Below are 22,551 nucleotides of genomic sequence, written 5' to 3'. Positions count from 1 at the left end.
TCCTGTCGCGCGCCGTTGCGTGACTCGGTGGTGGTCAGGATGTGCACCGCCGGGCCTGTCCGCAATCCTCCCGCACCATCCTGGCCGGAGGCGCTCAAGGCACGCTTAAAGAACCTCCCGCCTGGGTACAACAGGTCTTTCGGCCTGTGGAAGTGCCCCGACGACCCAGCCAGCCTAACGGGCGAAAACCAGGGTGTCAGGGGACAGGGAGGCGCAAAGTCGAAGGGAGATCCACTCTTCCTGGACAGGTTGTCCAGTTGGCGAGGTGCGCTGATCAGCCCAGGTGGGGGTAGCCGACCAGGGTCGCCGGGACGAAGGTCTCCTTGATCGACCGGGCCGAGGTCCAGCGCAGCAGGTTCTGCGCGGCACCGGCCTTGTCGTTCGTCCCCGAGGCCCGGCCGCCGCCGAAGGGCTGCTGGCCGACCACCGCCCCGGTGGGCTTGTCGTTGACGTAGAAGTTGCCGGCCGCGAACCGCAGCACCTCCATCGCCTGGGCGATGGCGTGCCGGTCGGTGGCGAAGACCGCGCCGGTCAGGCCGTAGGGGGCGTCGCCGTCCACCGCGGCCAGCGCCTCGCTCCAGCGGGCGTCCTCGTAGAGCTGCACCGCCAGGATCGGGCCGAAGTACTCGGTGCTGAAGATCTCGTTGCGGCCCGTGCCGCCGACCAGCACGGTGGGACGCACGAAGTAGCCGATCGCATCGTCGTACTGGCCGCCGGCCACCAGCTCGACGTCCGGGTCCTGCTTGGCGCGCTCGATCGCGTCGCGGTTCTTGGCGAAGGCCCTGGCGTCGATCAGCGCGCCCATGAAGTTGGACAGGTCGCCGACATCGCCCACCGTCAGGGCGTCCACCTGGGCCAGCAGATCGTCCTTGATCCGCGCCCAGAGGCTGCGCGGCAGGTACGCGCGGGAGAGCGCGGAGCACTTCTGGCCCTGGTACTCGAAGGCGCCCCGGATCAGCGCGGTGGTGAGCGTGCCGGGGTCGGCCGAGGGGTGCGCGATCAGGAAGTCCTTGCCGCCGGTCTCCCCCACGATCCGCGGAAAGCCGCGGTAGCCCGCCAGGTTGGCCCCGATGGTCTGCCAGAGCGTGCGGAAGGTGGCGCTCGAACCGGTGAAGTGCAGGCCCGCCAGGTCGGGGCTGGCCAGCGCCACCTGGGAGAGCGCCTGGCCGTCCCCGGTGACCAGGTTGATCACCCCGGGCGGCAGTCCGGCCGCCTCCAGCAGGCGCATCAGGTGGTGGGCCGCGAAGGTCTGGGTGGGCGCGGGCTTCCAGACCACGGTGTTGCCCAGCAGCGCCGGGGCGGTGGGCAGGTTGCCGGCGATGGCGGTGAAGTTGAACGGGGTCACCGCGTAGACGAAGCCCTCCAGCGGGCGGTGGTCGGTGCGGTTCCACACGCCGGGCGAGGACTCGGGCTGCTCGGCCAGGATCTGCCGGGCGAAGTGCACGTTGAAGCGCCAGAAGTCGACCAGCTCGCAGGGCGCGTCGATCTCGGCCTGCTGGACGGTCTTGGACTGGCCGAGCATGGTGGCCGCCGCCAGCGTCTCGCGCCAGGGCCCGGCCAGCAGCTCGGCGGCGCGCAGGAAGACCGCCGCCCGGTCGTCGAAGGAGAGCCGGCGCCAGTCGGGACCGGCCGCCAGGGCCGCCTCCACCGCGAGCGCGGCGTCCTGGGTGGTGGCGTTGCCGAGCACGCCGAGCCGGGCCGCGTGGTGGTGCGGCTGGACCACGTCGACCCGCTCGCCGGAGCCGAACCGCTGCTCGCCGCCGATGGTCATCGGCAGCGCGATCGGCTCGGCCGCGAGCGCGTCCAGCCGCTTCATCAGCCGCGCGCGCTCCGGGCTGCCCGGGGCGTAGCCGTGCACCGGCTCGTTCACCGGGACGGGCACCTTGGTCACGGCGTCGATCGGCATGGCTGGCTCCGCTCCGTGGGACTGTGGTCAACCAAGATTGACCACGGCCCGGCCCCGGGCCGGGCGGCGACACACCGGCGGCCGCCCCGCGGCGCGGGTCAGCCGGTGATTGCGCGGGCCAGCTCGACCGCCTCGGCCAGGCTGTCCACCACCGGCACCCCGACCGGCTCCAGGTTCGCCCGGATGTGCGAACCGCCGGTGTAGAGCACGGCGTGCGCGCCGGCCTGACGGGCCGCCAGCGCGTCGTCGGCCGCGTCGCCGATCACCACGGTGCGGGCCGGGTCCACCGCGGAGCCGAGCGCGGCCAGATGACGCACCAGCGAAGCGGCCTTCTGCCCGTGCGAGGGGCCGGTGCGGCCGTCCACCCGCAGGAAGTGCCGTTGGATGCCGAAGGCCTCGACGGCGGGCAGCAGGCGGCGGTGCTCGTACATCGACAGCAGCGACTGGGTGCCGCCCTCGGCCGCCCAGGCGGCCAGCAGCTCGGGGGCACCCTCGGTCAGCACACAGCCGGAACTCAGCTCGGCGTAGCGCTGCTGGAAGGCGGCGTCCAGCCGCTCCCACTCGGCCCCGCTCGGCTGGAACCCCAGCACCCGCTGGTAGAAGCGCGGGATCGGGATCTCGTACAGCTCGCGGTACTGCTCGAGCGTCAGCGGTGCACCGCCGACCAACGCGAAGGCGGCATTGCTCGCCCCGAGCACCGCCGCCATGTCGTGCAGCAGCGTGCCGTTCCAGTCCCAGACGATATGAGTTCGCACCCGGGCACGGTAGCGGCTGTCACTGACAGCTGTCCGTCCTGCGGTGGGCGGGAAGGTTGCGCGACGGCTCAGGCCAGCAGGCCGGGGATCTCCTGGGTGGCGAACCAGAGCAGCTCGTGGTCCTCGGCGCCGTCCACGCTGAACTGCGCGTCCTCGTCCCCGGCGTCGGCGGCGGTGATCGCGTCGACAGCCGCCTCGACGTCCGCCAGCACCTCCCGGTCACTCGCGTCCGCGTGCACCGCGGCGGCCTTGGCCAGCCTGACCGTGCCGGCCAGCACCACCCGGCCGAGCGAGGCCTGGTCCTGGTACTCGTCACCGGGGAACGGCTGGACGGCGCCGTCCGCCACGTCCAGCGCCACCACCACGCGGCGACGCGGCGCGGCGGGGTCGGCGGCCAGCAGCCGCAGCGAGGACTGCGCGGCGCGGACCAGCGCGGCGTACTCCAGCTCCTCCAGGTCGTCGCTGACGTACCACTCGCGCAGCGCGGGGGTGACCGCGTAGGCAGCGGACTGCTCCAGCGCGCCGTCCGGGTGCGCCTGGGCCAGGGCGGCCAGGGTGGTGGGCACGTAGACACGCATCGGGGGCACGCTCCGCATTCGTGGGGTGTTTCGTGGCTTCCGGACCCCGGGCGGGTTGCTCCCGGGGGACGTCCACAGAATACGGCCCGGGCGATCACCGCGGTGTCCCCCTTCGAGCGGATCGCACGGCGGCGCCCTCGGCCGCCCGGCCGTCGTCAGGTGCCAGGGGCGACAGGGCTCCCGGGCTCGTCAAGCCGCCATCCGGGGGACGGTGCGCGGGCCTCCCGGGTGTGCTGCGGGCGCGGCGGCGGACGCCGATAACAGGGTCAGACCGTCCCGCACCCGACCCGGGGGAACTCAACCCATGGCCGAGACCGCGCTCCACCCCGCAGCCACCGCACCGGCGATCCACCGGCTGGCACGTCGACCCGCCGCAGCCGGACACCGAACGGCCCCGCGCCCCACGGCCCCGCACCGCGTGGCCGGGCACCGCCCGGCGGCGCAACGCGGCCCCCGTCACCCGCGCGCCGCCTGCGCAGACGGGCCGGCCGAGGCGGACGGCGGCCTGGCCGCCCGCTTCGCGCTGCGCCTGGTCGAGGTGCTCGCCGGGGCCCGCCCGGCGGGCCAGCTGGCCCGCCACACCACCCACGACGGCTACCGCCAGCTGGCCCGGCTGGCGCAGGACGGCCCGCTGCGCCGGGCCGCGTCGCTGCCGCGCCCCAGGCTCGGCCGGGTGCACACCAGCGCCCCGGGGCCCGGCGCGCTGGAGGTCTGCGTGCGGGTGGAGGCCGGTGTCCGGCACCGCATGGTGGCCTTCCGGCTGGAGCGGCACTGGCGCACCGCGCAGTGGCAGTGCGCCGCCGTGGAGGCCCGGTGACACGACAGGGCGCCGCCCGGGTCTCCCCGGACGGCGCCCTGATCAGCTGGTACCGGCCCGTCGGCGATTCAGCCGGTCACACCGGCCCGCCTCACTTGCGGCGGCGGCCCTTGGCCGACTTCGCGGCCTTGCGGCGCTCGGCGCGGGTCAGCCCGTCGCCCTCCGCCTCGTCCTGCACGTCGTCCTCGAAGTCGCCCTCGATCACGGTGTCGTCGCCGTCCACCATCGGGGCGGTGTAGTGCAGGCGCTGCGGCTTCGGGGCCTCCAGGCCCTTCGCCTTGATCTCGGGACGGGCGGTCTTCTCCAGCGAGACCTCGGTCTCCTCGGCGTCCGCCAGGGGGACCTCCTCGACCTGCTGCTCGACCTGGACCTCCAGGTTGAACAGGTAGCCGACGGACTCCTCCTTGATGCCCTCCATCATGGCGCCGAACATGTCGAAGCCCTCGCGCTGGTACTCGATCAGCGGGTCGCGCTGGGCCATGGCCCGCAGGCCGATGCCCTCCTGCAGGTAGTCCATCTCGTAGAGGTGCTCGCGCCAGCGGCGGTCCAGCACCGAGAGCACCACCCGGCGCTCCAGCTCCCGCATGACCTGCTCGCCGAGCTGGTCCTCGCGGGCGCCGTACTGGGCCTGGATGTCCTCCTGGACCACCTTGGTGAGGAAGTCCGTGGTCAGCCCGGAGCTGCCGCCGGCCTCCTCCTCCAGGGCGTCCAGCTCCAGGGTGACCGGGTAGAGCTGCTTGAGCGCGGTCCAGAGCTTCTCGAGGTCCCAGTCGTCCTCGAAGCCCTCACCGGTGGCGGCGGCGACGTACGCCTCCACGGTGTCGTCCATGAAGTGGCCGATCTGCTCCTGCAGGTCCTCGCCCTCCAGCACCCGGCGGCGCTCGCCGTAGATGACCTCGCGCTGGCGGTTGAGCACCTCGTCGTACTTCAGGACGTTCTTGCGGATCTCGAAGTTCTGCTGCTCGACCTGGGTCTGCGCGGAGGCGATCGCGCGGGTGACCATCTTGGACTCGATCGGCACGTCCTCCGGCACGTTGGCCATCGACAGCACGCGCTCGACCATGCCGGCCTTGAACAGGCGCATCAGGTCGTCGCCCAGCGAGAGGTAGAAGCGGGACTCGCCCGGGTCGCCCTGACGGCCGGAGCGGCCGCGCAGCTGGTTGTCGATCCGGCGCGACTCGTGCCGCTCGGTGCCGAGCACGTACAGGCCGCCGATCTCCTGCACCTCGGTCTGCTCCGACTTGACCGCCGCCTTGGCCTTCTCCAGCGCGGCCGGGAACGCCTCCTCGTACTCCTCCGGGGTGTCCACCGGGTTCAGGCCGCGCTGGGCCAGCTCCGCGGTGGCCAGGTGGTCGGGGTTGCCGCCGAGCATGATGTCGGTGCCACGGCCGGCCATGTTGGTGGCCACGGTCACCGCGCCCTTGCGCCCGGCCTGCGCGACGATCTGCGCCTCGCGCTCGTGGTGCTTGGCGTTCAGCACCTCGTGCGGGATGCCGCGCTTGCGCAGCTCCTGGGAGAGGTACTCGGACTTCTCCACCGAGACGGTGCCGACCAGGACCGGCTGGCCCTTCTCGTGCTTCTCGGCGATGTCCTCGACCACGGCGGCGAACTTGGCCGGCTCGGACTTGTAGATGAGGTCGGGCTGGTCGATCCGCAGCGGGTTCTTGTTGGTCGGGATCGGGACCACGCCGAGCTTGTAGATCTGGTGGAACTCGGCCGCCTCGGTGGTGGCGGTACCGGTCATACCGGAGAGCTTGTCGTACAGGCGGAAGAAGTTCTGCAGGGTGATGGTGGCCAGCGTCTGGTTCTCGTTCTGGACCTCCACCCCCTCCTTGGCCTCGATCGCCTGGTGCATGCCCTCGTTGTAGCGGCGGCCGCCGAGGATACGCCCGGTGTGCTCGTCAACGATCATGACCTCGCCGTTCATCACGACGTAGTCCTTGTCGTTCTTGTAGAGCTCCTTGGCCTTGATGGCGTTGTTCAGGAACCCGACGAGGGGGGTGTTCACCGACTCGTAGAGGTTGTCGATGCCCAGGTAGTCCTCGACCCGGGTGACGCCCTCCTCCAGCACACCCACCGTGCGCTTCTTCTCGTCGACCTCGTAGTCGCGGTCGCGCTTGAGGCGCAGCACCAGCTTGGCGAAGTCGGCGTACCACTTGGTCGCCTGGTCGGCCGGGCCGGAGATGATCAGCGGGGTCCGGGCCTCGTCGATCAGGATCGAGTCGACCTCGTCGACGATCGCGAAGTTGTGGCCGCGCTGGACAAGTTCCTCCTGCGACCACGCCATGTTGTCGCGCAGGTAGTCGAAGCCGAACTCGTTGTTGGTGCCGTACGTGATGTCCATCCCGTACTGGCGCTTGCGCTCGGCAGGCGGCATGTTGCCCAGGATCACGCCGACTTCGAGGCCGAGGAAGCGGTGCACCCGGCCCATCCACTCCGAGTCGCGCTCGGCGAGGTAGTCGTTGACGGTGATCAGGTGCACGCCCTTGCCGGTGAGCGCGTTGAGGTAGGCGGGCAGCGTGCCGACCAGGGTCTTGCCCTCGCCGGTGCGCATCTCGGCGACGTAACCCAGGTGCAGGGCGGCGCCGCCCATGAGCTGCACGTCGTAGTGGCGCTGGCCCAGCACGCGCTTGGCAGCCTCGCGGACGGTGGCGAAGGCCTCGGGGAGGATGTCGTCCAGGGTCTCGCCGTCGGCGAGCCGCGTCTTGTACTCGTCGGTCAGCGCACGCAGCTCGTCGTCCGTGAGGTTGACGAAGTCCTCTTCGATGGAGTTGACCTGGGCAGCAATCCGCTGCAGCTTGCGAAGGATCTTGCCCTCGCCGGCGCGCAGGATCTTGTCGAAGACGGACACTTGAGCGGGCTCCTCGCCTGGATTGGCACTGGACTGAGCAACGACTTGTACGGCGGGATCCACCCCACCGTACGGGCCATCGTATGCGAGGAGGCCAACACGCCGGGAGGTGCGTCAGCACGCCATTCCGGTGTCACCCTTGGGGGCGGATCCCGCGATAGGTATCGATAGGGGTACAAATCGGGCGCGGGAACGTCACTTTCGGCCCGCTGGACGCCCGACCATACTCCGTTCATGAGAACTGCGACCCCGGTTCCCCCGGCCCCGCAGACCGCCGCCCTGGAGACCGGGCGCGGGCTGCGCCGGCTGGAGTGGGTCGCCTACACCGGCAACGAGCCCTCGCCGACCGCGGCCCGGCGTCGCCGCGCGCTGTCGGTGGCGGCACCTACGCTGCCCGCATGACCGCAGCGCCGCCGCCCGCCCTGACCCTCAGCGCCGACCAGGCCCGCCGGATCGCCCTGCGCGCCCAGGGCCTGCTCGGCGCTCCGGACCGCCGGGCCGGGGTGCGCGGCGTGCTGCGCCACCTCGGAGCCGTCCAGCTGGACACCATCTCGGTGCTGGCCCGCTCGCACGAACTGGTGCCCTACGCCCGGCTCGGCGCGGTCGGCCGCCCCGCCGTCGAGCACGCCCTGTGGGGCGCGCGGACCAGCTTCGAGTACTGGTCGCACGCGGCCTGCGTGCTGCCCATCGAGGAGTGGCCGCTCTTCGCCTTCCGCCGCCGCGACTACCGCGAGCGCGGCCACCTCTGGGGCCACCAGGTGAGCACCCAGGCCTACCGGGGCGTGCTGGACCGGCTGCGCACCGAGGGGCCGCTGACCAGCACCGAGTTGGGCGGGGCCAAGAGGACGGCCGAGTGGTGGGACTGGTCCGACGCCAAGATCGCGGTGGAGCGCGCGCTCGCCTTCGGCGACGTGGTCTGCACCGAACGCCGGAGCTGGAAGCGGGTGTACGCGCTCGCCGAGCAGGCGGTGCCCGGCGAGCTGTACCAGCGCGAGCCGAGCGACCAGGAGTGCCTGGCGCAGCTGGTCCGGCAGGCGGGCCAGGCCCTCGGGGTGGCGACCCGGGCCGACCTGATGGACTATCACCGCCTGAAGTCCGCCCAACTGGACGCCGTGCTGGCCGAGTCCGGGCTGGTCCCGGTCGCGGTGGCAGGTTGGGGCCAGGGTGGCGGCACGGCCACCGCCCCCGCCTGGGCCGACCCCGCGGCGCTGGCCGGCGAACCGCGCGGCCGGCACCGCACCACCCTGCTCTCCCCGTTCGACTCGCTGGTCTGGGACCGCGCCAGGACCGAGCGGATCTTCGGCATGTCGCACCGGCTGGAGGCCTACACCCCCAAGTACAAGCGGGTGCACGGGTACTTCGCGATGCCGCTGCTGGCCGGCGGCCGACTGGTCGGCCGGGTCGACCCGGCCCGCGCGGGCACCACCCTGGTGGCCCGCCAGGTCTCCCTCGACTCGCCGCGCCAACTGCCCGCACTGGCCCAGGCGCTGCGCGAGGCGGCCGACTGGGTGGGCTGCACCGAGGTGCGCGTCGAGGCACTGACGGCCGAGGGAGCGAGCGCCGGGTCGCTGCGGCCCGAGCTCGACCGGCTGCTCGGCTAGGGCCTGGGGCCCGTCCGGCCGACCGCACCGCCGACCGCGCCCCGGGCGGCTCACCCTATTTCGAGGATCTTCTCCCGCATCGCGTAGACCACGGCCTCCATCCGGGAGTGCAGTTGCAGCTTCTCCAGGATGTTGCGGACGTGGTTCTTCACCGTGTTCTCGCTGATGAAGAGCTCCTTGGCGATCTCCCGGTTGTTCATCCCGGTCGCCACCAGCTTGAGCACCTCGAGCTCGCGGTCGGTCAGCCGCGGCGCGGGCACCAACTCCCGGTCGTCGGAACGGCGCTGGATCATCGACTTGAACTCGGTCAGCAGCTTGGCCGCCATCGACGGGCTGATCTGCGACTGCCCGTCCGCCACCGCGCGAATCGCGGTGGCCACCTCGTCGGTGGAGATCTCCTTGAGCAGGTAGCCGGTCGCCCCCGCCTTGATCGCCTCGTAGAGGTCGGCCTCCTCATCGCTTATCGTCAGCATGATGATCTTGGTGCTGGGGGCCACCTCCTTGATCGAGGTGCAGGCCTCGATACCGCTGCGGCGCGGCATCCGGACATCCATCAGGATGATGTCGGGCAGCAGGTCGGCCGCCTTGAGCACCGCCTCGGCACCGTCCCCCGCCTCGCCGACCACCCGGATGTCGCTCTCCTCGGCGAGCACGATCTCCAGCCCCCGCCGGAAGAGTGCGTGATCATCCACCACCAGGACGCGGATCGGCTCGCCGCCCCGTGGCGCGTACGCGGGCTCCACGCTCTCGCCGCCGCCACTCTCGAACCGGTCCGCCATCCGCCCCTCCCCGTTGCCGAACGCTGTGGGCCTCATCATTCCACGCCCTCGGCGGCCGAACTCAACCGTCGATCGGCGGGGTCGCCCGGACGGGTGCGACCCGTGAGGACTGTGCCCACGAACGACGAACCGGCGGCCGGTCCTCGGCCGGCCGCCGGAGCTGTCCTACGGGGAGAGTGCGGTCAGCGGTCGGCCGCCGTGTTGATCGCGCCGCCGGCACCGCCGATGTCGCCGTCCGGCTCCAGACCGTCGGCCTTCAGGTGAATGACGCCGTAGTCGTAGCCGCGGCGGCGGTAGACCACGCTCGGCAGCCCGCTGTCCTTCTCCACGAAGAGGTAGAAGTCATGGGCGACCAGCTCCATCGCATGCAGTGCCTGAGCCAGCGTCATCGGCGAGGCACTGTGGGTCTTCTCGCGGACCACCAGCGGTCCTTCGCCCTCCACCTCCAGGGAGGGCGCCACCGTCTTGCGCACCGGCGCCTCTTCCAGCTCCTCCACGGTCGCCGTGCCGGGCAGCGCCGCGATCCGCGCGGTGGCCTCGGCCACGCTCAGCGGCGTGGTGCGGGCGCCGTGGTGCACCCGGCGCCGGTCGGCGGACTTGCGCAGCTGGGCGTCGAGCTTCGCCGAGGCCAGGTCCAGCGCCGCGTAGGGATCCGCGGCAGCGGCCTCGGCCCGGATCACCGGGCCACGAGTGCGGACGGTGATCTCCACCCGGTCGGACCGGTCGGCCTGGCGCGGGTTGTGTTCCTTGGACACCTCGACGTCAAGGCTGATCACCTTGCCGTCGAACCTCTGGACCTTCTCCAGCTTTTCGGCCACGTGCTCGCGGAACCTCTGGGGCACCTCGGTCTTGCGGCCCTTGACGACGATGTCCACGCAGAACTCCGATCCCTCGTGCTGACGCCGATCCGGACTACCGGATCGGGCTGAGACCCAGCCTGACCAGCCACTCTGCCGCCGGTTCACCGTCTGGTCCACGGACCTGACGGGCCGGGCCCTCACCCACTTACTCCCCACCGGGGGAGCTTGAAACCCCCTAGGAGCCTCATCAGACACCCGGGGCAGTCTTTTCGCCTCCTCAGCGGGACCCTAGGGGCGCGGGTTGCGGCCGGACAGCTGTTCACCCCTGTCTACCCTCCATCGAGTGAAGTGAGGGTAAATATCTGGACAACTCCGCCCAGACGGCCCATCATGGCGCCACTACGCAGCGTGACCGCCCAATCGGAGGTGTCATGTCCGGCGCCCTGCTCGATCTCCTGCTCCCCGCCAGCTGCGCCGGCTGCGGCGAACCCGGCAGCCAGCTCTGCCCCGCCTGCCGCGCGCTGCTCGCCGGGCTGCGCGCCCGGCCCACCGGTGCTCACGCATCGCCCCCCGGTCTGCCACCGCTGCACTCCTGCGCGGTCTACCGGGACCCGCTGCGTCGCCTGCTGATCGCCCACAAGGAGCGCGGCGCACTGCGGCTGGCCGGCCCGCTGGGCGCGGTGCTCGCCGAGGCGGTGCGGGCCGCGCTCGCCGAGGCGGCGGCGCCCGGGTCGCACCCGGGCCCGGTCCTGCTGGTCCCCGTCCCCTCCGCGCGGCACGCCGTGCGGGCCCGCGGCCAGGACGCCACCCGGCGGCTGGCCCAGAGCGCCGCCCGGCGGCTCAGCCGCACCGGGCTGCCCTGCCGCCTGGCCCCGGTGCTGCGCCAGCACCGGGGCGTCGCCGACCAGGCCGGCCTCGGCGCCGAGCAGCGCCGGGCCAACCTGCACCGCGCGCTGACCGTCCCGCCCCGCTTCCACACCGCGCTGGGCGGCCGCCGCCTGGTCCTGGTGGACGACCTGGTGACCACCGGCGCCAGCCTCGCCGAGGCCGCCCGGGCGCTGCGCGCGGCCGGCGCCCCGCCACTGGCCGCCGCGACGGTGGCCGCCACGGCACGCCAGGAACCGCCGCACGGGCCGCCGCGCGCTACCCCGGGTAGGTCGGCATGACTCCCTTGCCGTAGACCTTCCACTGCGGCTGGCCCGAGCCGCTGAGCGAGTAGACGGTGTGGTCCTGGTCCTTGGAGTCCGCCAGCACCGCGTCGGTCCGGTCCTCGGGGGCCGCCACCACCGTCATCCCGTCCACCGACTGCAGCGGGTTGTCCACCCCGGGCGAGCCGTCGGTGGGCACGTAGTGCAGCTGCGGCACGCTCTCGACCTCCTTGCCGAGCACCAGCAGCTGGTCCGGATCGGCCCAGGACACCGAGGTCACGTCCGACAGCTGCGGCGCGATCAGCCGCACTCCCACGATCGAGACGGCCGACGGCGAACCGCCACCGCGCTGCACCAGGCCGATCGCCAGGCTGTGTGCACCGCTGGTGGCGTCCCGCAGCAGCAGCGCGGCCCGGGTGCCGTCGGAGGAGAGCTTGATGGTGTCGACCGTGCTGCCGGCCGGCACCCCCACCGGTACGGCGGTGCGGTTCTGCCCTCGCAGCAGCCAGACCTGCGGGCCGGCCGGATCGCGGTCCACCACCCACAGGCCGCCGAGCCCGTCCCAGCTGGGCGAGGCCAGCCCCTGCGCGGCGTGGCTGGTGAGCAGCGGGGCGCCGAGCTGCTTGACCGAGTCGTCCAGGTTGGCCACGTACAGCGACTTGCCGTCCTCGCTGATCACGGCGGCGGCCTTGCCGTCCCGGCGCACCGCGAACGGCCCCTGCACCCGGCCGCCGACCGGTGCCAGCGGGCCGGGCCTGGTGACGGCCCCGAGAACGCCGGGCACCGTGGCGGCGGTGTCCAGCCGCTCCAGCTGACCGGTGTCCGCCTTGCGGGCGTACGGCTGGCCTTCCACCCCCGCACTGTCGGCCAGCGCCCCCGGCGCCCACGGCAGGGCCTTGGCCGCCGTCGGGGTGAGCTCACAGCTCCCGTGCCGGCTGGAGGTCAGCGTCACCCGGTCGAGCGGGCCCGAACCGTTCAGGCTGGCCAGGGTGAAGTAGAGCTGCGCCACCATCTGCTGGCACTGCCGCTCGCTGATCACGAAGTCGACGCCGTTGATCTGGAGCTTGGGCCTGGTCGGGTCGTCGGTGTCGACGGTGGCGGCCGGCTCGGTGCCGTCGAAGGCCGAGCGGACGGCCGGGCGCAGCCAGTCGGAGGGCCCCTGGGCGAGCGCGGCGGCCGCGGCGGAGGCCGGGTCTATCCGGCGCCTGATGAAGATCGGGTCCGGCACCAGCACCGGCTGGTCGCCCCCGCTGCCGGAGGGGTCGGGCAGCGTGAAGAAGTACCGGTCCACCTGCTGGTAGGCGTTGTGGAAGTTGGTCTGGTTGAGGATCAGCGTGCTCGGCAGGTCGGTGATCCGCCACTGCGCCTTGGTCGTCGCGTCCTTGCCGTCCTTGTCGGCGTCCTTGGCCACGTTGATCAGCGTGAAGGTGGCGCCGAACTGGTCGCTCTTGGGCTGGTAGGTGTGTTTGGCGTCCAGCGTGGCGACCTCCTGCGAGTGCAGGGTGACCGTGGCGTGGTCGAGGTCGCCGTCACCCGACGACTGGTGCGGGGTGGTGTCGTTGAGCACCACCGCGCCGCTGTCCGGCTGCCAGGTCTTGACCGCCTCGGGCGTCAGGTACTGCCGGGCGGTCTGGTAGTCGTGCTCGTCCGAGATCGAGGCGTCCAGGAAGTTCTGCAGCACCTCGCGCGGCGACTGGCCGTCGCGCGGCGGCACCGGGATCACCCGGACCTGGACACCCTGGTCGGAGCTCGGCGGTGGGCTCACCGCCTGCGGCTCGCCGCTGTCCGGCATGGTGGCGCAGCCTGCCGCGAGCAGCACCGTCAGCGCGACCCACGGCACGCCCGCCCCCCGGCGCCGCCGGTCAGTCCTGCTGCTCCCCACCCCGCGCCCCCTTAGCGCTCGTGTCCTCGGCGTCGTCCGCCGCACCGCTCGCCGACCCGTGCCGGCTCTGCCCCGACTCGCCGTCCGGCGCCTTCGCCCGCCCGGGATCCACCACGATCTGGGCGCCGGTGGCACCGTACCCGCCGCTTGCCGCACGCACGTCGGACGGGTCGGCCACCACCGGGACGGTGGGCAGCCTCCGGGGCCCGAGCCCCGCACCGCCGATGCTCAGCACCCCGCCGAGCCCGGGCCCGAGCCCGGCGCCGGCACCACCCGGGGTCTCCGGGATCACGGTCGGCACACCGCCGGCGGTCAGCGCCGTCGCCCCGCTCGGCAGCGCCCGCCGGTACGGGGTGCCCTGGGCCCGCAGGCCGCGGTTGTAGCGGGAGTCCTCGGGCTCCAGCCGGAACGGTGCCCGGCCGATCTCCCCGCCGCGGGTGCGCGGCAGGGTGAGCCTGAAGTGCGAGCCGCCGCCCGGTTCGCCCCAGGCCTGCAGCCAGCCGCCGTGCAGGTGTGCGTCCTCGACCGCGATGGACAGGCCGAGGCCGGTGCCGCCGGTGGTCCGCACCCGGGACGGGTCGGCCCGCCAGAACCGGTGGAAGACCCTCGACGCCTCGCCGGGCTTGAGCCCGATGCCGTAGTCGCGCACACCGACCGCGACCGCGCCGTCGGCCGAGCCCAGCCGCACCACCACGTCCCGGCCCTCGCCGTGCTCCAGCGCGTTGACCACCAGGTTGCGCAGGATCCGCTCGATCCGGCGCGGGTCGACCTCGGCCACCACCGGCTCGTCGGCGCCGGCCAGCAGCACCTTGCTGCCCTTGAGCCGGGCCAGCGGGTCGGCCGCCTCGACCACCCGCTGCACGACGTCACGCAGGTCCACCGGCTCGGCGTCCAGCACCGCGGCCCCGGCGTCGAACCGGCTGATCTCCAGCAGGTCGGCGAGCAGCGACTCGAACCGGTCCAGCTGGCCCTGCAGCAGCTCGGCCGAGCGGGCCGCCATCGGGTCCAGGTCCTCGCGGCTGTCGTAGATCAGGTCGGCGGCCATCCGCACCGTGGTCAGCGGGGTGCGCAGCTCGTGCGAGACGTCCGAGACGAACCGGCGCTGCACCCGGGAGAGTTCCTCCAGCTGCCGGATCTGGGCCTGCAGTGCGTCAGCCATCCGGTTGAAGGACCCGCCGAGGCGGGCGATGTCGTCGGTGCCGGTGACCTTCATCCGCTCTTCCAGGTGGCCGTCCGCCAGGCGTTCGGCGATCCCGGCGGCCATCCGGACCGGGGTGACCACCTGGCGCACCACCAGCCAGGCGGTGCAGCTGACCAGGATCACGATGAAGACGCCGGCGGTGGCCACCGTGCCGGTGACCAGGCTCAGCGCGTTGTCCTCCTGGGCGAAGGAGAAGGCGAAGTAGAGCTGGTAGTTCTCGCGGTCGGGTCCGTGCAGCTGCCTGCCGATCACCAGCCCCGGCTCGGAGCGGTACTGCCCCGGCTGCCCCGCGATGTCGCGGTGGATGATCGTGGTCTGCTCGTGCGCCCGGTTCGGGTCCTGGGCCACCTGCTCCTGCAGGGCCTGCGAGATGCTGTTGCGGTTGACGTCGCCCGAGGCCCGGGCGCTGAGCAGCCCGGCGTCGGCGTTCTGGTCGGTGGAGGGCACCAGGCCGATCACCGAGTAGACGCCCTGGCCGCCGCTGGCCAGGCTGGCCACCTGGTCGGCCAGCCAGGTGCCGGTCTCGCTGGGGCTGGGGTCGGCGGTGCTGCCGGTCTTGGCCCGCTGGGCGGCCAGCGCGTCGCTCTGCATCTGCGCGGTGGTGAAGCCACCACTGGCCTGGTTCTCGGCGGCGTGCCTCTTGGTGTCCAGCAGCCCGGTGCGGACCTGGGCCATCACCACGATCCCGAGCACCACCACCAGCGCGACCGCGAGCAGCATGGTGGCCGTGACCACCCGCAACTGGATCGAGCGGCGGTAGAGCGCCGAGGCCTGCCGCAGCGGGCTGCCCGCCCGCCGGCTCAGCAACCCGAGCGGCGGCACCAGCCGGCGCCCGGTGCCCGATCCCCCGAGAAGCGCCTCCCCGTCGGCCCCAGGGCCCGACGGGGAGGGGTGTGCCTGATACGTCACGTCAGCTGGGTCCGGCCTTGTATCCGACCCCGCGCACGGTGACCACGATCTCCGGGCGCTCCGGGTCCTTCTCGATCTTCGAACGCAGGCGCTGCACGTGCACGTTCACCAGCCGGGTGTCGGCCGCGTGCCGGTAGCCCCAGACCTGCTCCAGCAGCACCTCGCGGGTGAACACCTGCCAGGGCTTGCGGGCCAGCGCGACCAGCAGGTCGAACTCCAGCGGGGTGAGCGGGATGCCCCGCCCGTCCCGCTTGACCGAGTGGCCCGCCACGTCGATCACCAGGTCGCCGATGGTCAGCTGCTCGGGAGTGGGCTCCTCGGCCCTGCGCAGCCGGGCCCGGACCCGGGCCACCAACTCCTTGGGCTTGAACGGCTTGACCACGTAGTCGTCGGCGCCCGACTCCAGGCCCACCACGATGTCGACCGTGTCGGTCTTCGCGGTGAGCATGACGATCGGCACCCCGGACTCCGACCTGATCTGCCGGCAGACGTCGATCCCGTCCCGTCCGGGCAGCATCAGGTCGAGCAGCACCAGATCCGGCTTGGTCTCGCGGAACGCGGCCAGCGCCTTGTCCCCGTCCGCGACGAAATACGGCTCAAAACCCTCACCACGCAGCACAATGCCGAGCATCTCGGCGAGTGCGGTGTCGTCATCTACGACGAGGACGCGACCTTTCATGAGCCCATCCTCTCATTACCGGATTGTGACCTGCCGCACACCCGTGCCCATGACCGACCCGTCCCGCAGGCGATAGCGCCCATATCCACCCAAACTCTCATGTTCCTCATCGCCGTCGACCCCGTTGTCGATCAACAACCGGGCACCCCTGGGGTGCCTGCCGCCACCATGGCACGATGGGCCGCACGATTTGCGCCACACCACCATCCTGGGGCACCCGTCCCAGGCCGAGGAGCAGTGATGACCGACACTTCGGGCTGGGCCTCCCCCGGCTCGTCCGGGACCGACTCCTCCGGGACCGGCGCCGAGGGTGTCCGCCCTCCGGCCGGGGCCCCCAGCGGGCCGGACGGTGGGTCGACCACTGCGCCCCCGCCCTCGGACGCCACGCCGCCGGTCGCCCCGCCGTACCCCGGCGCCTACGGCCGGCCCCCGGCCGCTCCCACCGCCCCCCAGCCCGCCCAGGGCCGGGGCCCGCAGCCGGGGTGGGGCGGCGGACCCGGTTGGGGCGCGCAGCCCGGCTGGGGCGCGCAACAGAGCTGGGCCGTCCCGCCGCCCAGCCCCAAGCCCGGTGTGATCCCGCTGCGCCCGCTGGGCATCGGCGAGATCCTCGACGGCTCGATCGCCACCGTCCGCAAGCACTGGCAGACCGTGCTCGGGCTCTCCCTGGTCGTCGCGATCCTGACCCAGACCACGCTGACCTTCGTCGACTGGTGGAGCCAGCACAACTCCCAGGACACCACGGGCCTGGTCGTGGCCGGCGCCGGCCTGCTGGTGGACGCGGTGGCCGGGCTGGTGATGAGCGCGCTGCTGACCGTGGTGGTCAGCCGGGCCATCCTCGGTGAGCCGGTCTCGGCCGGCGCCGCCTGGCACTCCGCCCGGCCGCAGCTGTGGCGGCTGGTGGGCCTGACCCTGCTGATGGTGCTGATCGTGCTGGGCATCCTGGTCGCCGGCGCCGTCCCCCTCATCGTGCTCGCCGTGCTCGGCGACACCGGACCAGCGCCGATGGGGATCGGCTTCCTGATCCTGCTCGGCGCGGGCCTGGTCGCGTTCTGGACGTACTTCCGGCTCAGCCTGGCCACACCCGCCCTGATGCTGGAGAAGCAGGGCATCAAGGCCGCGCTCGCCCGCTCCCGCAAGCTGGTGCGCGGCTCCTGGTGGCGGATCTTCGGGATCAGCCTGCTCGGTTCGCTGCTGACCGCCCTGCTCGCCTCGGTGGTCGCGATCCCGTTCCGGGTGGTCGCCGCCATGGCGGGCGGCTCGCTGACCAGCGCGCTGGGCGGGAGCGTGGACCACCCGCAGCCGGTCAGTGCCCTGGTGATCATCGCGGTCGGCGGGGTGATCGGCTCGATGATCACCATCCCGGTCCAGGCCGCGATCAACGTCCTGCTCTACGTCGACCAGCGGATCCGGCGCGAAGCCCTCGACCTGGAGCTGGCCCGGGCGGCCGGACTGCCCGAGTACGGCGGCGCCGGCTGGGCCGGCCAGGGCGGCGGGGCGGCCTGACCCGATGCCGACCTGGGGGGACTGGGTACGGGTCGCCGCCGACGCTCCGGTGACCGTGCCGCGCGACGCGGCCCGCGAGGCCGCGCGCGAGGAGCTGCTGAAGCCCGAATACCACCGGCACGACCCGACCCTGCTCCAGCGGATCAGCACCTGGCTCTGGGACCAGCTGGACAAGCTGCTCGGGCAGCTCGGCAGTGCCGCGAGCAACGGCGGCACCGGGCTGATCCTCTTCCTGGTGATCGCCGTGCTGGTCGGCGCCGCCCTCTGGTGGCGGCTGGGCCGCCCGGGGCGGGCCGCCACCAGCACCGGCGCGCTGTTCAGTGCCGAGGGCCCGCGCACCGCCGACCAGCACCGCGCGGCCGCCCAGCGGCACGCCGCCGAGGGCGACTTCGCGGCCGCCGTCCGCGAGCAGATGCGCGCGCTGGTCCGCTCACTGGAGGAGCGCACGCTGCTCGATCCGCGCCCCGGGCGCACCGCGGACGAGGCCGCCGCGGAGGCCGGCCGCCACCTGCCCGCGCACGCCACGGCGCTGCGCGAGGCCGCGCGCCTCTTCGACGACATCGCCTTCGGCGAGCGCACCGCCGACCGGCACGGCTACCAGCAGCTCGCCGACCTCGACCAGGTGCTGCGCCGCACCCGGCCCACCTCCCCGGCCCCGGTGGGCGCCCCGTGACCACGCACTCCGTGTCCCCGCCGACGGTGTCCCCCGAACCGGTGAGCGCCGCGTCCGCCACCACACTCACCCCGACGGCACGTCAACTCTGGCGCCGCGGCCGCTGGTTCCTGGCCGTGGCCGCCATCGTGCTGCTGGCCGGGCTGCTGCTCGGCGGTCTGGGCGACAGCACCGCCTACCCCTCGCTCGACCCGCGCTCGGCCGACCCCGACGGCGCCAAGGCCACCGCCCAACTCCTGCGCGCCCAGGGCATCACCGTCGACACCACCGCGGATCCCGGCCAACTCGCTGCCCCCGCCCGGGACGACACCGTCCTGCTGCCGCTGCCCGACCTGCTGACGGACGATCAGCTGACCGCCCTGGCCGCCGCCGGCCACCGCCGCCTGGTGCTGATCTCCCCCGACAGCACCGCACTCGGCCTGCTCGCCCCCGGCGTGCGGGTCGCCGAGACCGCCGGGCTGCCGCTCTCCGTCAGCTCCGCGAACGCCGCCCAGCAGTGCACCCTGCCCGAGGCCGCCCAGGCCGGCAGCGCCGAACTCGGCGGCCTGCTCTACCGGACCGACGGCGCCGCCACCGGCTGCTACCCGCGCAACGGCTACCCGGCGCTGGCCCGCACCACCACGGCCAGCGGCACCGAGGTGATCGTGCTCGGTTCCGGCCTCTTCCTGACCAACCAGCACCTGTCCCGCCAGGGCAATGCCGCGCTCGCGCTCGGCCTGCTCGGCGCCCAGCCGCACCTCACCTGGTTCCTGCCCGACTACCAGGCGCTGCCGCCCGCCGAGCAGCAGAAGAGCCTCACCGACCTGATCCCGGACGGCTGGCGCTGGGCCGGTGTGCAGCTGGCCCTCGCCACCGTGCTGGCCGCGCTCTGGCGGGCCCGCCGGCTCGGCCCGGTGGTCGGCGAGGAACTGCCCGTGGTGGTCAGGGCGGCCGAGACCACCGAGGGCCGGGCCCGGCTCTACCACCGCGCCAAGGCCCGCGGCCGGGCCGCCGAGGCGCTGCGCCGGGCCGCTCGGCACCGGCTGGCCCCGGTGCTGGGCGTGCCACTGGCGGCCGGGGAGCCCGCGCCCACCGCACTGCTCACCGCACTCGCCGACCGGTTGGGCGACCCGCGCGAGCCGGGCGGGCTGCACGGCCTGCTCTACGGCCCGCCGCCCACCGACGACGCCGCACTGCTGCGGCTCGCGGACGACCTCGATGCCCTGGAAAGGCAGGTACGACACCCGTGACCGACCAGACCGCCCCCGAGCGGGCCGACGCCGCGACCGACCCCCGGCAGGCGCTCGGCGCCCTGCGCGCCGAGATCGGCAAGGCCGTGGTCGGCCAGGACCCCGCCGTCACGGGCCTGGTGGTCGCGCTGCTCTGCGGCGGCCACGTGCTGCTCGAAGGCGTCCCGGGCGTCGCCAAGACGCTGCTGATCCGCGCCCTGTCCACCGCGCTCAACCTGGAGACCAAGCGGATCCAGTTCACCCCGGACCTGATGCCCGGCGACGTCACCGGCTCGCTGGTCTACGACGCGCGCACCGCGGAGTTCTCCTTCCAGCCCGGCCCGGTCTTCACCAACCTGCTGCTCGCCGACGAGATCAACCGCACCCCGCCCAAGACCCAGGCCTCGCTGCTGGAGGCGATGGAGGAGCACCAGGTCACGGTGGACGGCCAGCCGCGCCCGCTGCCGGTGCCCTTCCTGGTCGCCGCGACCCAGAACCCGCTGGAGTACGAGGGCACCTATCCGCTGCCCGAGGCCCAGCTGGACCGCTTCCTGCTCAAGCTGATCCTGCCGCTGCCCGACCGCGACCAGGAGTTCCAGGTGCTGAGCCGGCACGCTGCCGGCTTCAACCCGCGCGACCTGCACGCCGCCGGCGTGCGCCCGGTGGCCGGCCCCGCCGAACTGGCCGCCGCCCGAGCCGAGATCGCGAAGCTCACCGTCTCGCCCGAGGTCCTCGCCTACATCGTCGACCTCTGCCGAGCCACCCGGACCTCGCCCTCGCTCTCGCTCGGCGTCTCCCCGCGCGGCGCCACCGCGCTGCTCGCCGCCTCCCGGGCCTGGGCCTGGCTGGCCGGGCGCGACTACGTCACCCCCGACGACGTGAAGGCACTGGCCCTGCCCACCCTTCGGCACCGCGTCCAGCTGCGCGCCGAGGCCGAGATGGAGGGCGTCACCGCCGACTCGGTGATCCAGGCCGTACTCGCCCAGACGCCCGCGCCCCGCTGATCCCCGCCGTCTGCTGATCCCCCGCTGCCCCTAGGAGTCGACTGTGGCCCTCACCGGCCGTACCGCCCTGCTCGCCGCCCTGGGCAGCCTGGTCGTGGGACTCCTGCTGCCCTCCTGGACGGGCATCGGGACGGTCGGCGGGGTCCTGCTGCTCGGTGTACTGGCCGACCTGCTGCTCGCGGCTCCCGTCCGCGCCCTGCGGCTGACTCGCGAGGGCGACGCCTCGGTGCGGCTCGGCGAGCCGGCCACGGTCTCGCTGACCGTCGCCAATGCGTCCCGCCGCCCGCTGCGGGGCCGGCTGCGCGACGCCTGGGCACCCTCCGTCTTCCGGCCCGGCACCGAGCTGACCGCCTCCCGGCACACCCTGCTGGTACCGCCCGGCGAGCGGCGCCGGGTCAGCACCGCACTGCAGCCCACCCGGCGCGGTGACCACCGCGCGCACCGGGTGACGATCCGTTCGCTCGGCCCGCTCGGCCTGGCCGGGCGGCAGGGCTCGCACCAGGTCCCCTGGACGCTGCGCGCGCTGCCGCCCTTCACCAGCCGCAAGCACCTGCCCTCGCGGCTGGCCCGGCTGCGTGAACTCGACGGCCGCACCTCGCTGCTGACCCGCGGCCAGGGCACCGAGTTCGACAGCCTGCGCGAGTACCTGCCCGGCGACGACGTGCGCTCGATCGACTGGCGGGCCAGCGCGCGACGCAACACCGTCGCCGTCCGAACCTGGCGCCCCGAACGCGACCGGCACATCCTGATCGTGCTCGACACCGGACGCACCTCGGCCGGCCGGGTCGGCGACGCGCCCCGGCTGGACGCCGCCCTGGACGCCGCGCTGCTGCTCACCGCGCTCGCCACCAAGGCCGGCGACCGGGTCGACCTGCTGGCGCACGACCTGCGCCCGCGCGGCTCGGTCCTCGGCCGCTCGGCCACCGAGGTGCTGCCCGCGGTCACCCACGCGATGGCCCTGCTGGAACCCGCGCTGGTCGAGACGGATCTGCGGGCGCTGACAGCGGCCGCGCTGCGCATCGCCGGCCGCCGCTCATTGATCGTCCTGCTGACCGGCCTGGACGCGGGCCCCGCCGAGGACGGCCTGCTGCCGCTGCTGCCCCAGCTCACCAAGCGCCACGAGGTGGTGGTGGCCGCGGTCGCCGATCCGCAGCTGGCCGAGCTGGCGGCGGGCCGGGGCACGCTCTCCGCCGTCTACGGCGCGGCCGCGGCCGAGCAGACCCGGGCCGACCGCCGCGCCATCGCCGACCGCCTCACCCGGCACGGCGCCACTGTCCTGGACCACCCGCCGGCCACGCTGCCGCCGGCCCTCGCCGACACCTACCTCGCACTCAAGGCCGCCGGGCGCCTGTAGCCACCGTCCGCGGCGGCTGCCCGCTGTCCCGCTCAGCCGTACTGCGGCTTGATCCACACGTGCGCGGTGCCGGACCCGCTCTCCTCGGCCTCCTGGAGACCGGGGTCCGCATCAGCGGCGGCGTCGTCGGCGTCGCCAGCAGCGCTCTCGCTGATCTCGTTCTTCCCGATCGCCGGCATCCAGGCCGTGATCCCCTCCGACAGGGCCGCCGCGGACGACTTGTCACCGTGGAACGCCTCCCGGGCCGCCTGGTAGGCGAACCAGCGCTCCACATGCGCGAGCCAGGCCGCCTCGCTCGGGGCGAAGTGCATCGTCACCCGCGGGTGGGCCCGCAGCCAGTTCACCACCGTGGGCGACTTGTGGGTGAAGTAGTTGTCGCAGATCAGATGGAGCTCGCCGCTCTCCGGCAACTCCCGTTCCAGCTGCGACAGGAAGCGGCGGAACTCCACACCGCGCCGGCGCCGGTGCAGCGTGCCGAGCACCTTCTCCGTCGTGCTGTCGAGACTGTCGAGCAGGGTCCGCACGGTCGCCGGCAGCGCGTCGTCCTGACGCTCCCGCAACTCCTCACGGAGCTTGGGCCGGAGCATCGTGTCGGCGTCGACGCGCAGCACCAGCACCCGCTCGGGCGGCGCCAGATACATTGCGGCCACCTCGTGCGAGGTCTCCATCGCAAAGGGGTCGGTGGACAGGCCGAAGGGTTCGGGACGCGGCGTGGGTTCGGGGTGGGCCTTGGGGCCGGGACGTGCCATACGTCGATCGTAATGGCCTGCATCACCGGCCCCGAACGCAGAGAAGCCCCCTTCCCGAAGGAAGGGGGCTTCTCTAGAAGAATTGTTCGGCGGCGTCCTACTCTCCCACAGGGTCCCCCCTGCAGTACCATCGGCGCTATGAGGCTTAGCTTCC

19 protein-coding genes are annotated in these 22,551 nt (G+C 73.2%); 9 read left to right on the top strand and 10 right to left on the bottom strand.

Going from position 1 to position 22,551, the window contains the following annotated elements:
* Nucleotides 1-274 precede the first annotated feature (274 nt).
* From pruA to ACFZB9_RS25860, 3 genes are all read right to left on the bottom strand, one after another.
* Nucleotides 275-1,900, bottom strand: coding sequence for an L-glutamate gamma-semialdehyde dehydrogenase (gene pruA / locus ACFZB9_RS25870; protein ID WP_391451197.1), 1,626 nt, complete (start codon nt 1,898-1,900; stop codon nt 275-277).
* Between the two features lie 104 nt (nt 1,901-2,004).
* Complete coding sequence (locus tag ACFZB9_RS25865; RefSeq protein WP_391450910.1) at nt 2,005-2,661, bottom strand: HAD family hydrolase; 657 nt, start codon at nt 2,659-2,661, stop codon at nt 2,005-2,007.
* A 68-nt stretch (nt 2,662-2,729) separates the two neighbouring features.
* Complete coding sequence (locus tag ACFZB9_RS25860; RefSeq protein WP_391450908.1) at nt 2,730-3,239, bottom strand: DUF6912 family protein; 510 nt, start codon at nt 3,237-3,239, stop codon at nt 2,730-2,732.
* 304 nt (nt 3,240-3,543) lie between these two features.
* Between ACFZB9_RS25860 and ACFZB9_RS25855 the strand changes: the two genes are divergently transcribed.
* The gene (locus ACFZB9_RS25855) at nt 3,544-4,056 is read left to right on the top strand and encodes an Rv3235 family protein (RefSeq protein ID WP_391450906.1); all 513 of its coding nucleotides are present in this window, start codon (nt 3,544-3,546) and stop codon (nt 4,054-4,056) included.
* 91 nt (nt 4,057-4,147) lie between these two features.
* Here ACFZB9_RS25855 and secA read toward each other — a convergent pair whose 3' ends face one another.
* Entirely contained in the window at nt 4,148-6,907 is a 2,760-nt protein-coding gene (gene secA, locus ACFZB9_RS25850) for a preprotein translocase subunit SecA (RefSeq protein WP_391450903.1), read from the bottom strand.
* A gap of 234 nt (nt 6,908-7,141) precedes the next feature.
* Here secA and ACFZB9_RS25845 point away from each other — a divergent pair, with 234 nt between their 5' ends.
* Together ACFZB9_RS25845 and ACFZB9_RS25840 are read left to right on the top strand one after the other, a co-directional pair.
* Nucleotides 7,142-7,309, top strand: a complete 168-nt coding sequence (locus ACFZB9_RS25845) for a hypothetical protein (RefSeq protein ID WP_391450901.1) — start codon at nt 7,142-7,144, stop codon at nt 7,307-7,309.
* On the top strand, nt 7,306-8,508 hold the full coding sequence (locus ACFZB9_RS25840) for a winged helix-turn-helix domain-containing protein (protein WP_391450899.1): 1,203 nt from the start codon (nt 7,306-7,308) through the stop codon (nt 8,506-8,508). Before ACFZB9_RS25845 ends, ACFZB9_RS25840 begins: the two co-directional genes overlap by 4 nt.
* A gap of 50 nt (nt 8,509-8,558) precedes the next feature.
* On the opposite strand, the gene ACFZB9_RS25835 is transcribed toward ACFZB9_RS25840, so the two are convergent.
* On the bottom strand, nt 8,559-9,287 hold the full coding sequence (locus ACFZB9_RS25835) for a response regulator (protein WP_391450897.1): 729 nt from the start codon (nt 9,285-9,287) through the stop codon (nt 8,559-8,561).
* 182 nt (nt 9,288-9,469) lie between these two features.
* The gene (hpf, locus tag ACFZB9_RS25830) at nt 9,470-10,162 is read right to left on the bottom strand and encodes a ribosome hibernation-promoting factor, HPF/YfiA family (RefSeq protein WP_391450895.1); all 693 of its coding nucleotides are present in this window, start codon (nt 10,160-10,162) and stop codon (nt 9,470-9,472) included.
* A 356-nt stretch (nt 10,163-10,518) separates the two neighbouring features.
* On the opposite strand from hpf, the gene ACFZB9_RS25825 reads away from it, so the two are divergent.
* Nucleotides 10,519-11,253, top strand: coding sequence for a ComF family protein (locus ACFZB9_RS25825; RefSeq protein WP_391450893.1), 735 nt, complete (start codon nt 10,519-10,521; stop codon nt 11,251-11,253).
* Here the strand turns inward: ACFZB9_RS25825 and ACFZB9_RS25820 are convergent.
* The 3 genes from ACFZB9_RS25820 to mtrA are packed head-to-tail and all read right to left on the bottom strand — an operon-like array spanning nt 11,231 to nt 15,906.
* The gene (locus tag ACFZB9_RS25820) at nt 11,231-13,075 is read right to left on the bottom strand and encodes an LpqB family beta-propeller domain-containing protein (protein ID WP_391450891.1); all 1,845 of its coding nucleotides are present in this window, start codon (nt 13,073-13,075) and stop codon (nt 11,231-11,233) included. The two genes, ACFZB9_RS25825 and ACFZB9_RS25820, sit on opposite strands and share 23 nt — an antisense overlap.
* 22 nt (nt 13,076-13,097) lie before the next feature.
* Nucleotides 13,098-15,227: an MtrAB system histidine kinase MtrB gene (gene mtrB / locus ACFZB9_RS25815; protein WP_391450889.1), complete on the bottom strand. Its 2,130-nt coding sequence runs from the start codon at nt 15,225-15,227 to the stop codon at nt 13,098-13,100.
* A gap of 1 nt (nt 15,228) precedes the next feature.
* Complete coding sequence (gene mtrA, locus ACFZB9_RS25810; protein ID WP_035848644.1) at nt 15,229-15,906, bottom strand: MtrAB system response regulator MtrA; 678 nt, start codon at nt 15,904-15,906, stop codon at nt 15,229-15,231.
* A 240-nt stretch (nt 15,907-16,146) separates the two neighbouring features.
* Here mtrA and ACFZB9_RS25805 point away from each other — a divergent pair, with 240 nt between their 5' ends.
* From ACFZB9_RS25805 to ACFZB9_RS25785, 5 genes are read left to right on the top strand one after another with little or no spacing between them, the layout of a single operon-like run.
* Nucleotides 16,147-17,409: a hypothetical protein gene (locus tag ACFZB9_RS25805; RefSeq protein ID WP_391450886.1), complete on the top strand. Its 1,263-nt coding sequence runs from the start codon at nt 16,147-16,149 to the stop codon at nt 17,407-17,409.
* 4 nt (nt 17,410-17,413) lie between these two features.
* Nucleotides 17,414-18,082 carry a DUF4129 domain-containing protein gene (locus ACFZB9_RS25800; protein ID WP_391450884.1) on the top strand — a complete coding sequence of 223 codons (669 nt, stop codon included), beginning with the start codon at nt 17,414-17,416 and terminating at the stop codon, nt 18,080-18,082.
* Nucleotides 18,079-19,311, top strand: a complete 1,233-nt coding sequence (locus tag ACFZB9_RS25795; protein WP_391450882.1) for a DUF4350 domain-containing protein — start codon at nt 18,079-18,081, stop codon at nt 19,309-19,311. The genes ACFZB9_RS25800 and ACFZB9_RS25795 overlap by 4 nt, the downstream gene beginning before the upstream one ends.
* Nucleotides 19,308-20,294, top strand: a complete 987-nt coding sequence (locus ACFZB9_RS25790; protein ID WP_391450880.1) for an AAA family ATPase — start codon at nt 19,308-19,310, stop codon at nt 20,292-20,294. The genes ACFZB9_RS25795 and ACFZB9_RS25790 overlap by 4 nt, the downstream gene beginning before the upstream one ends.
* A 43-nt stretch (nt 20,295-20,337) precedes the next feature.
* Complete coding sequence (locus ACFZB9_RS25785; protein ID WP_391450878.1) at nt 20,338-21,648, top strand: DUF58 domain-containing protein; 1,311 nt, start codon at nt 20,338-20,340, stop codon at nt 21,646-21,648.
* 32 nt (nt 21,649-21,680) lie between these two features.
* Here the strand turns inward: ACFZB9_RS25785 and ACFZB9_RS25780 are convergent, their stop codons facing one another.
* Nucleotides 21,681-22,397 carry a transposase gene (locus tag ACFZB9_RS25780; protein ID WP_391450876.1) on the bottom strand — a complete coding sequence of 239 codons (717 nt, stop codon included), beginning with the start codon at nt 22,395-22,397 and terminating at the stop codon, nt 21,681-21,683.
* Nucleotides 22,398-22,551 lie beyond the last annotated feature (154 nt).

The organism is Kitasatospora sp. NPDC008050 (assembly GCF_042957465.1).
In the GTDB taxonomy this organism is placed as follows: domain Bacteria; phylum Actinomycetota; class Actinomycetes; order Streptomycetales; family Streptomycetaceae; genus Kitasatospora.
This window is presented reverse-complemented; position numbering and strand designations above follow the sequence as displayed.

Excerpts from the sequence above, each read along its gene's own strand:
- mtrA (WP_035848644.1), bottom strand. The coding sequence starts at position 15,906 with ATGAAAGGTCGCGTCCTCGTCGTAGATGACGACACCGCACTCGCCGAG.
- ACFZB9_RS25860 (WP_391450908.1), bottom strand. The coding sequence starts at position 3,239 with ATGCGTGTCTACGTGCCCACCACCCTGGCCGCCCTGGCCCAGGCGCAC.
- ACFZB9_RS25780 (WP_391450876.1), bottom strand. The coding sequence starts at position 22,397 with ATGGCACGTCCCGGCCCCAAGGCCCACCCCGAACCCACGCCGCGTCCC.
- ACFZB9_RS25845 (WP_391450901.1), top strand. The coding sequence starts at position 7,142 with ATGAGAACTGCGACCCCGGTTCCCCCGGCCCCGCAGACCGCCGCCCTG.
- ACFZB9_RS25855 (WP_391450906.1), top strand. The coding sequence starts at position 3,544 with ATGGCCGAGACCGCGCTCCACCCCGCAGCCACCGCACCGGCGATCCAC.
- ACFZB9_RS25800 (WP_391450884.1), top strand. The coding sequence starts at position 17,414 with ATGCCGACCTGGGGGGACTGGGTACGGGTCGCCGCCGACGCTCCGGTG.
- ACFZB9_RS25840 (WP_391450899.1), top strand. The coding sequence starts at position 7,306 with ATGACCGCAGCGCCGCCGCCCGCCCTGACCCTCAGCGCCGACCAGGCC.
- ACFZB9_RS25825 (WP_391450893.1), top strand. The coding sequence starts at position 10,519 with ATGTCCGGCGCCCTGCTCGATCTCCTGCTCCCCGCCAGCTGCGCCGGC.
- ACFZB9_RS25835 (WP_391450897.1), bottom strand. The coding sequence starts at position 9,287 with ATGGCGGACCGGTTCGAGAGTGGCGGCGGCGAGAGCGTGGAGCCCGCG.
- ACFZB9_RS25805 (WP_391450886.1), top strand. The coding sequence starts at position 16,147 with ATGACCGACACTTCGGGCTGGGCCTCCCCCGGCTCGTCCGGGACCGAC.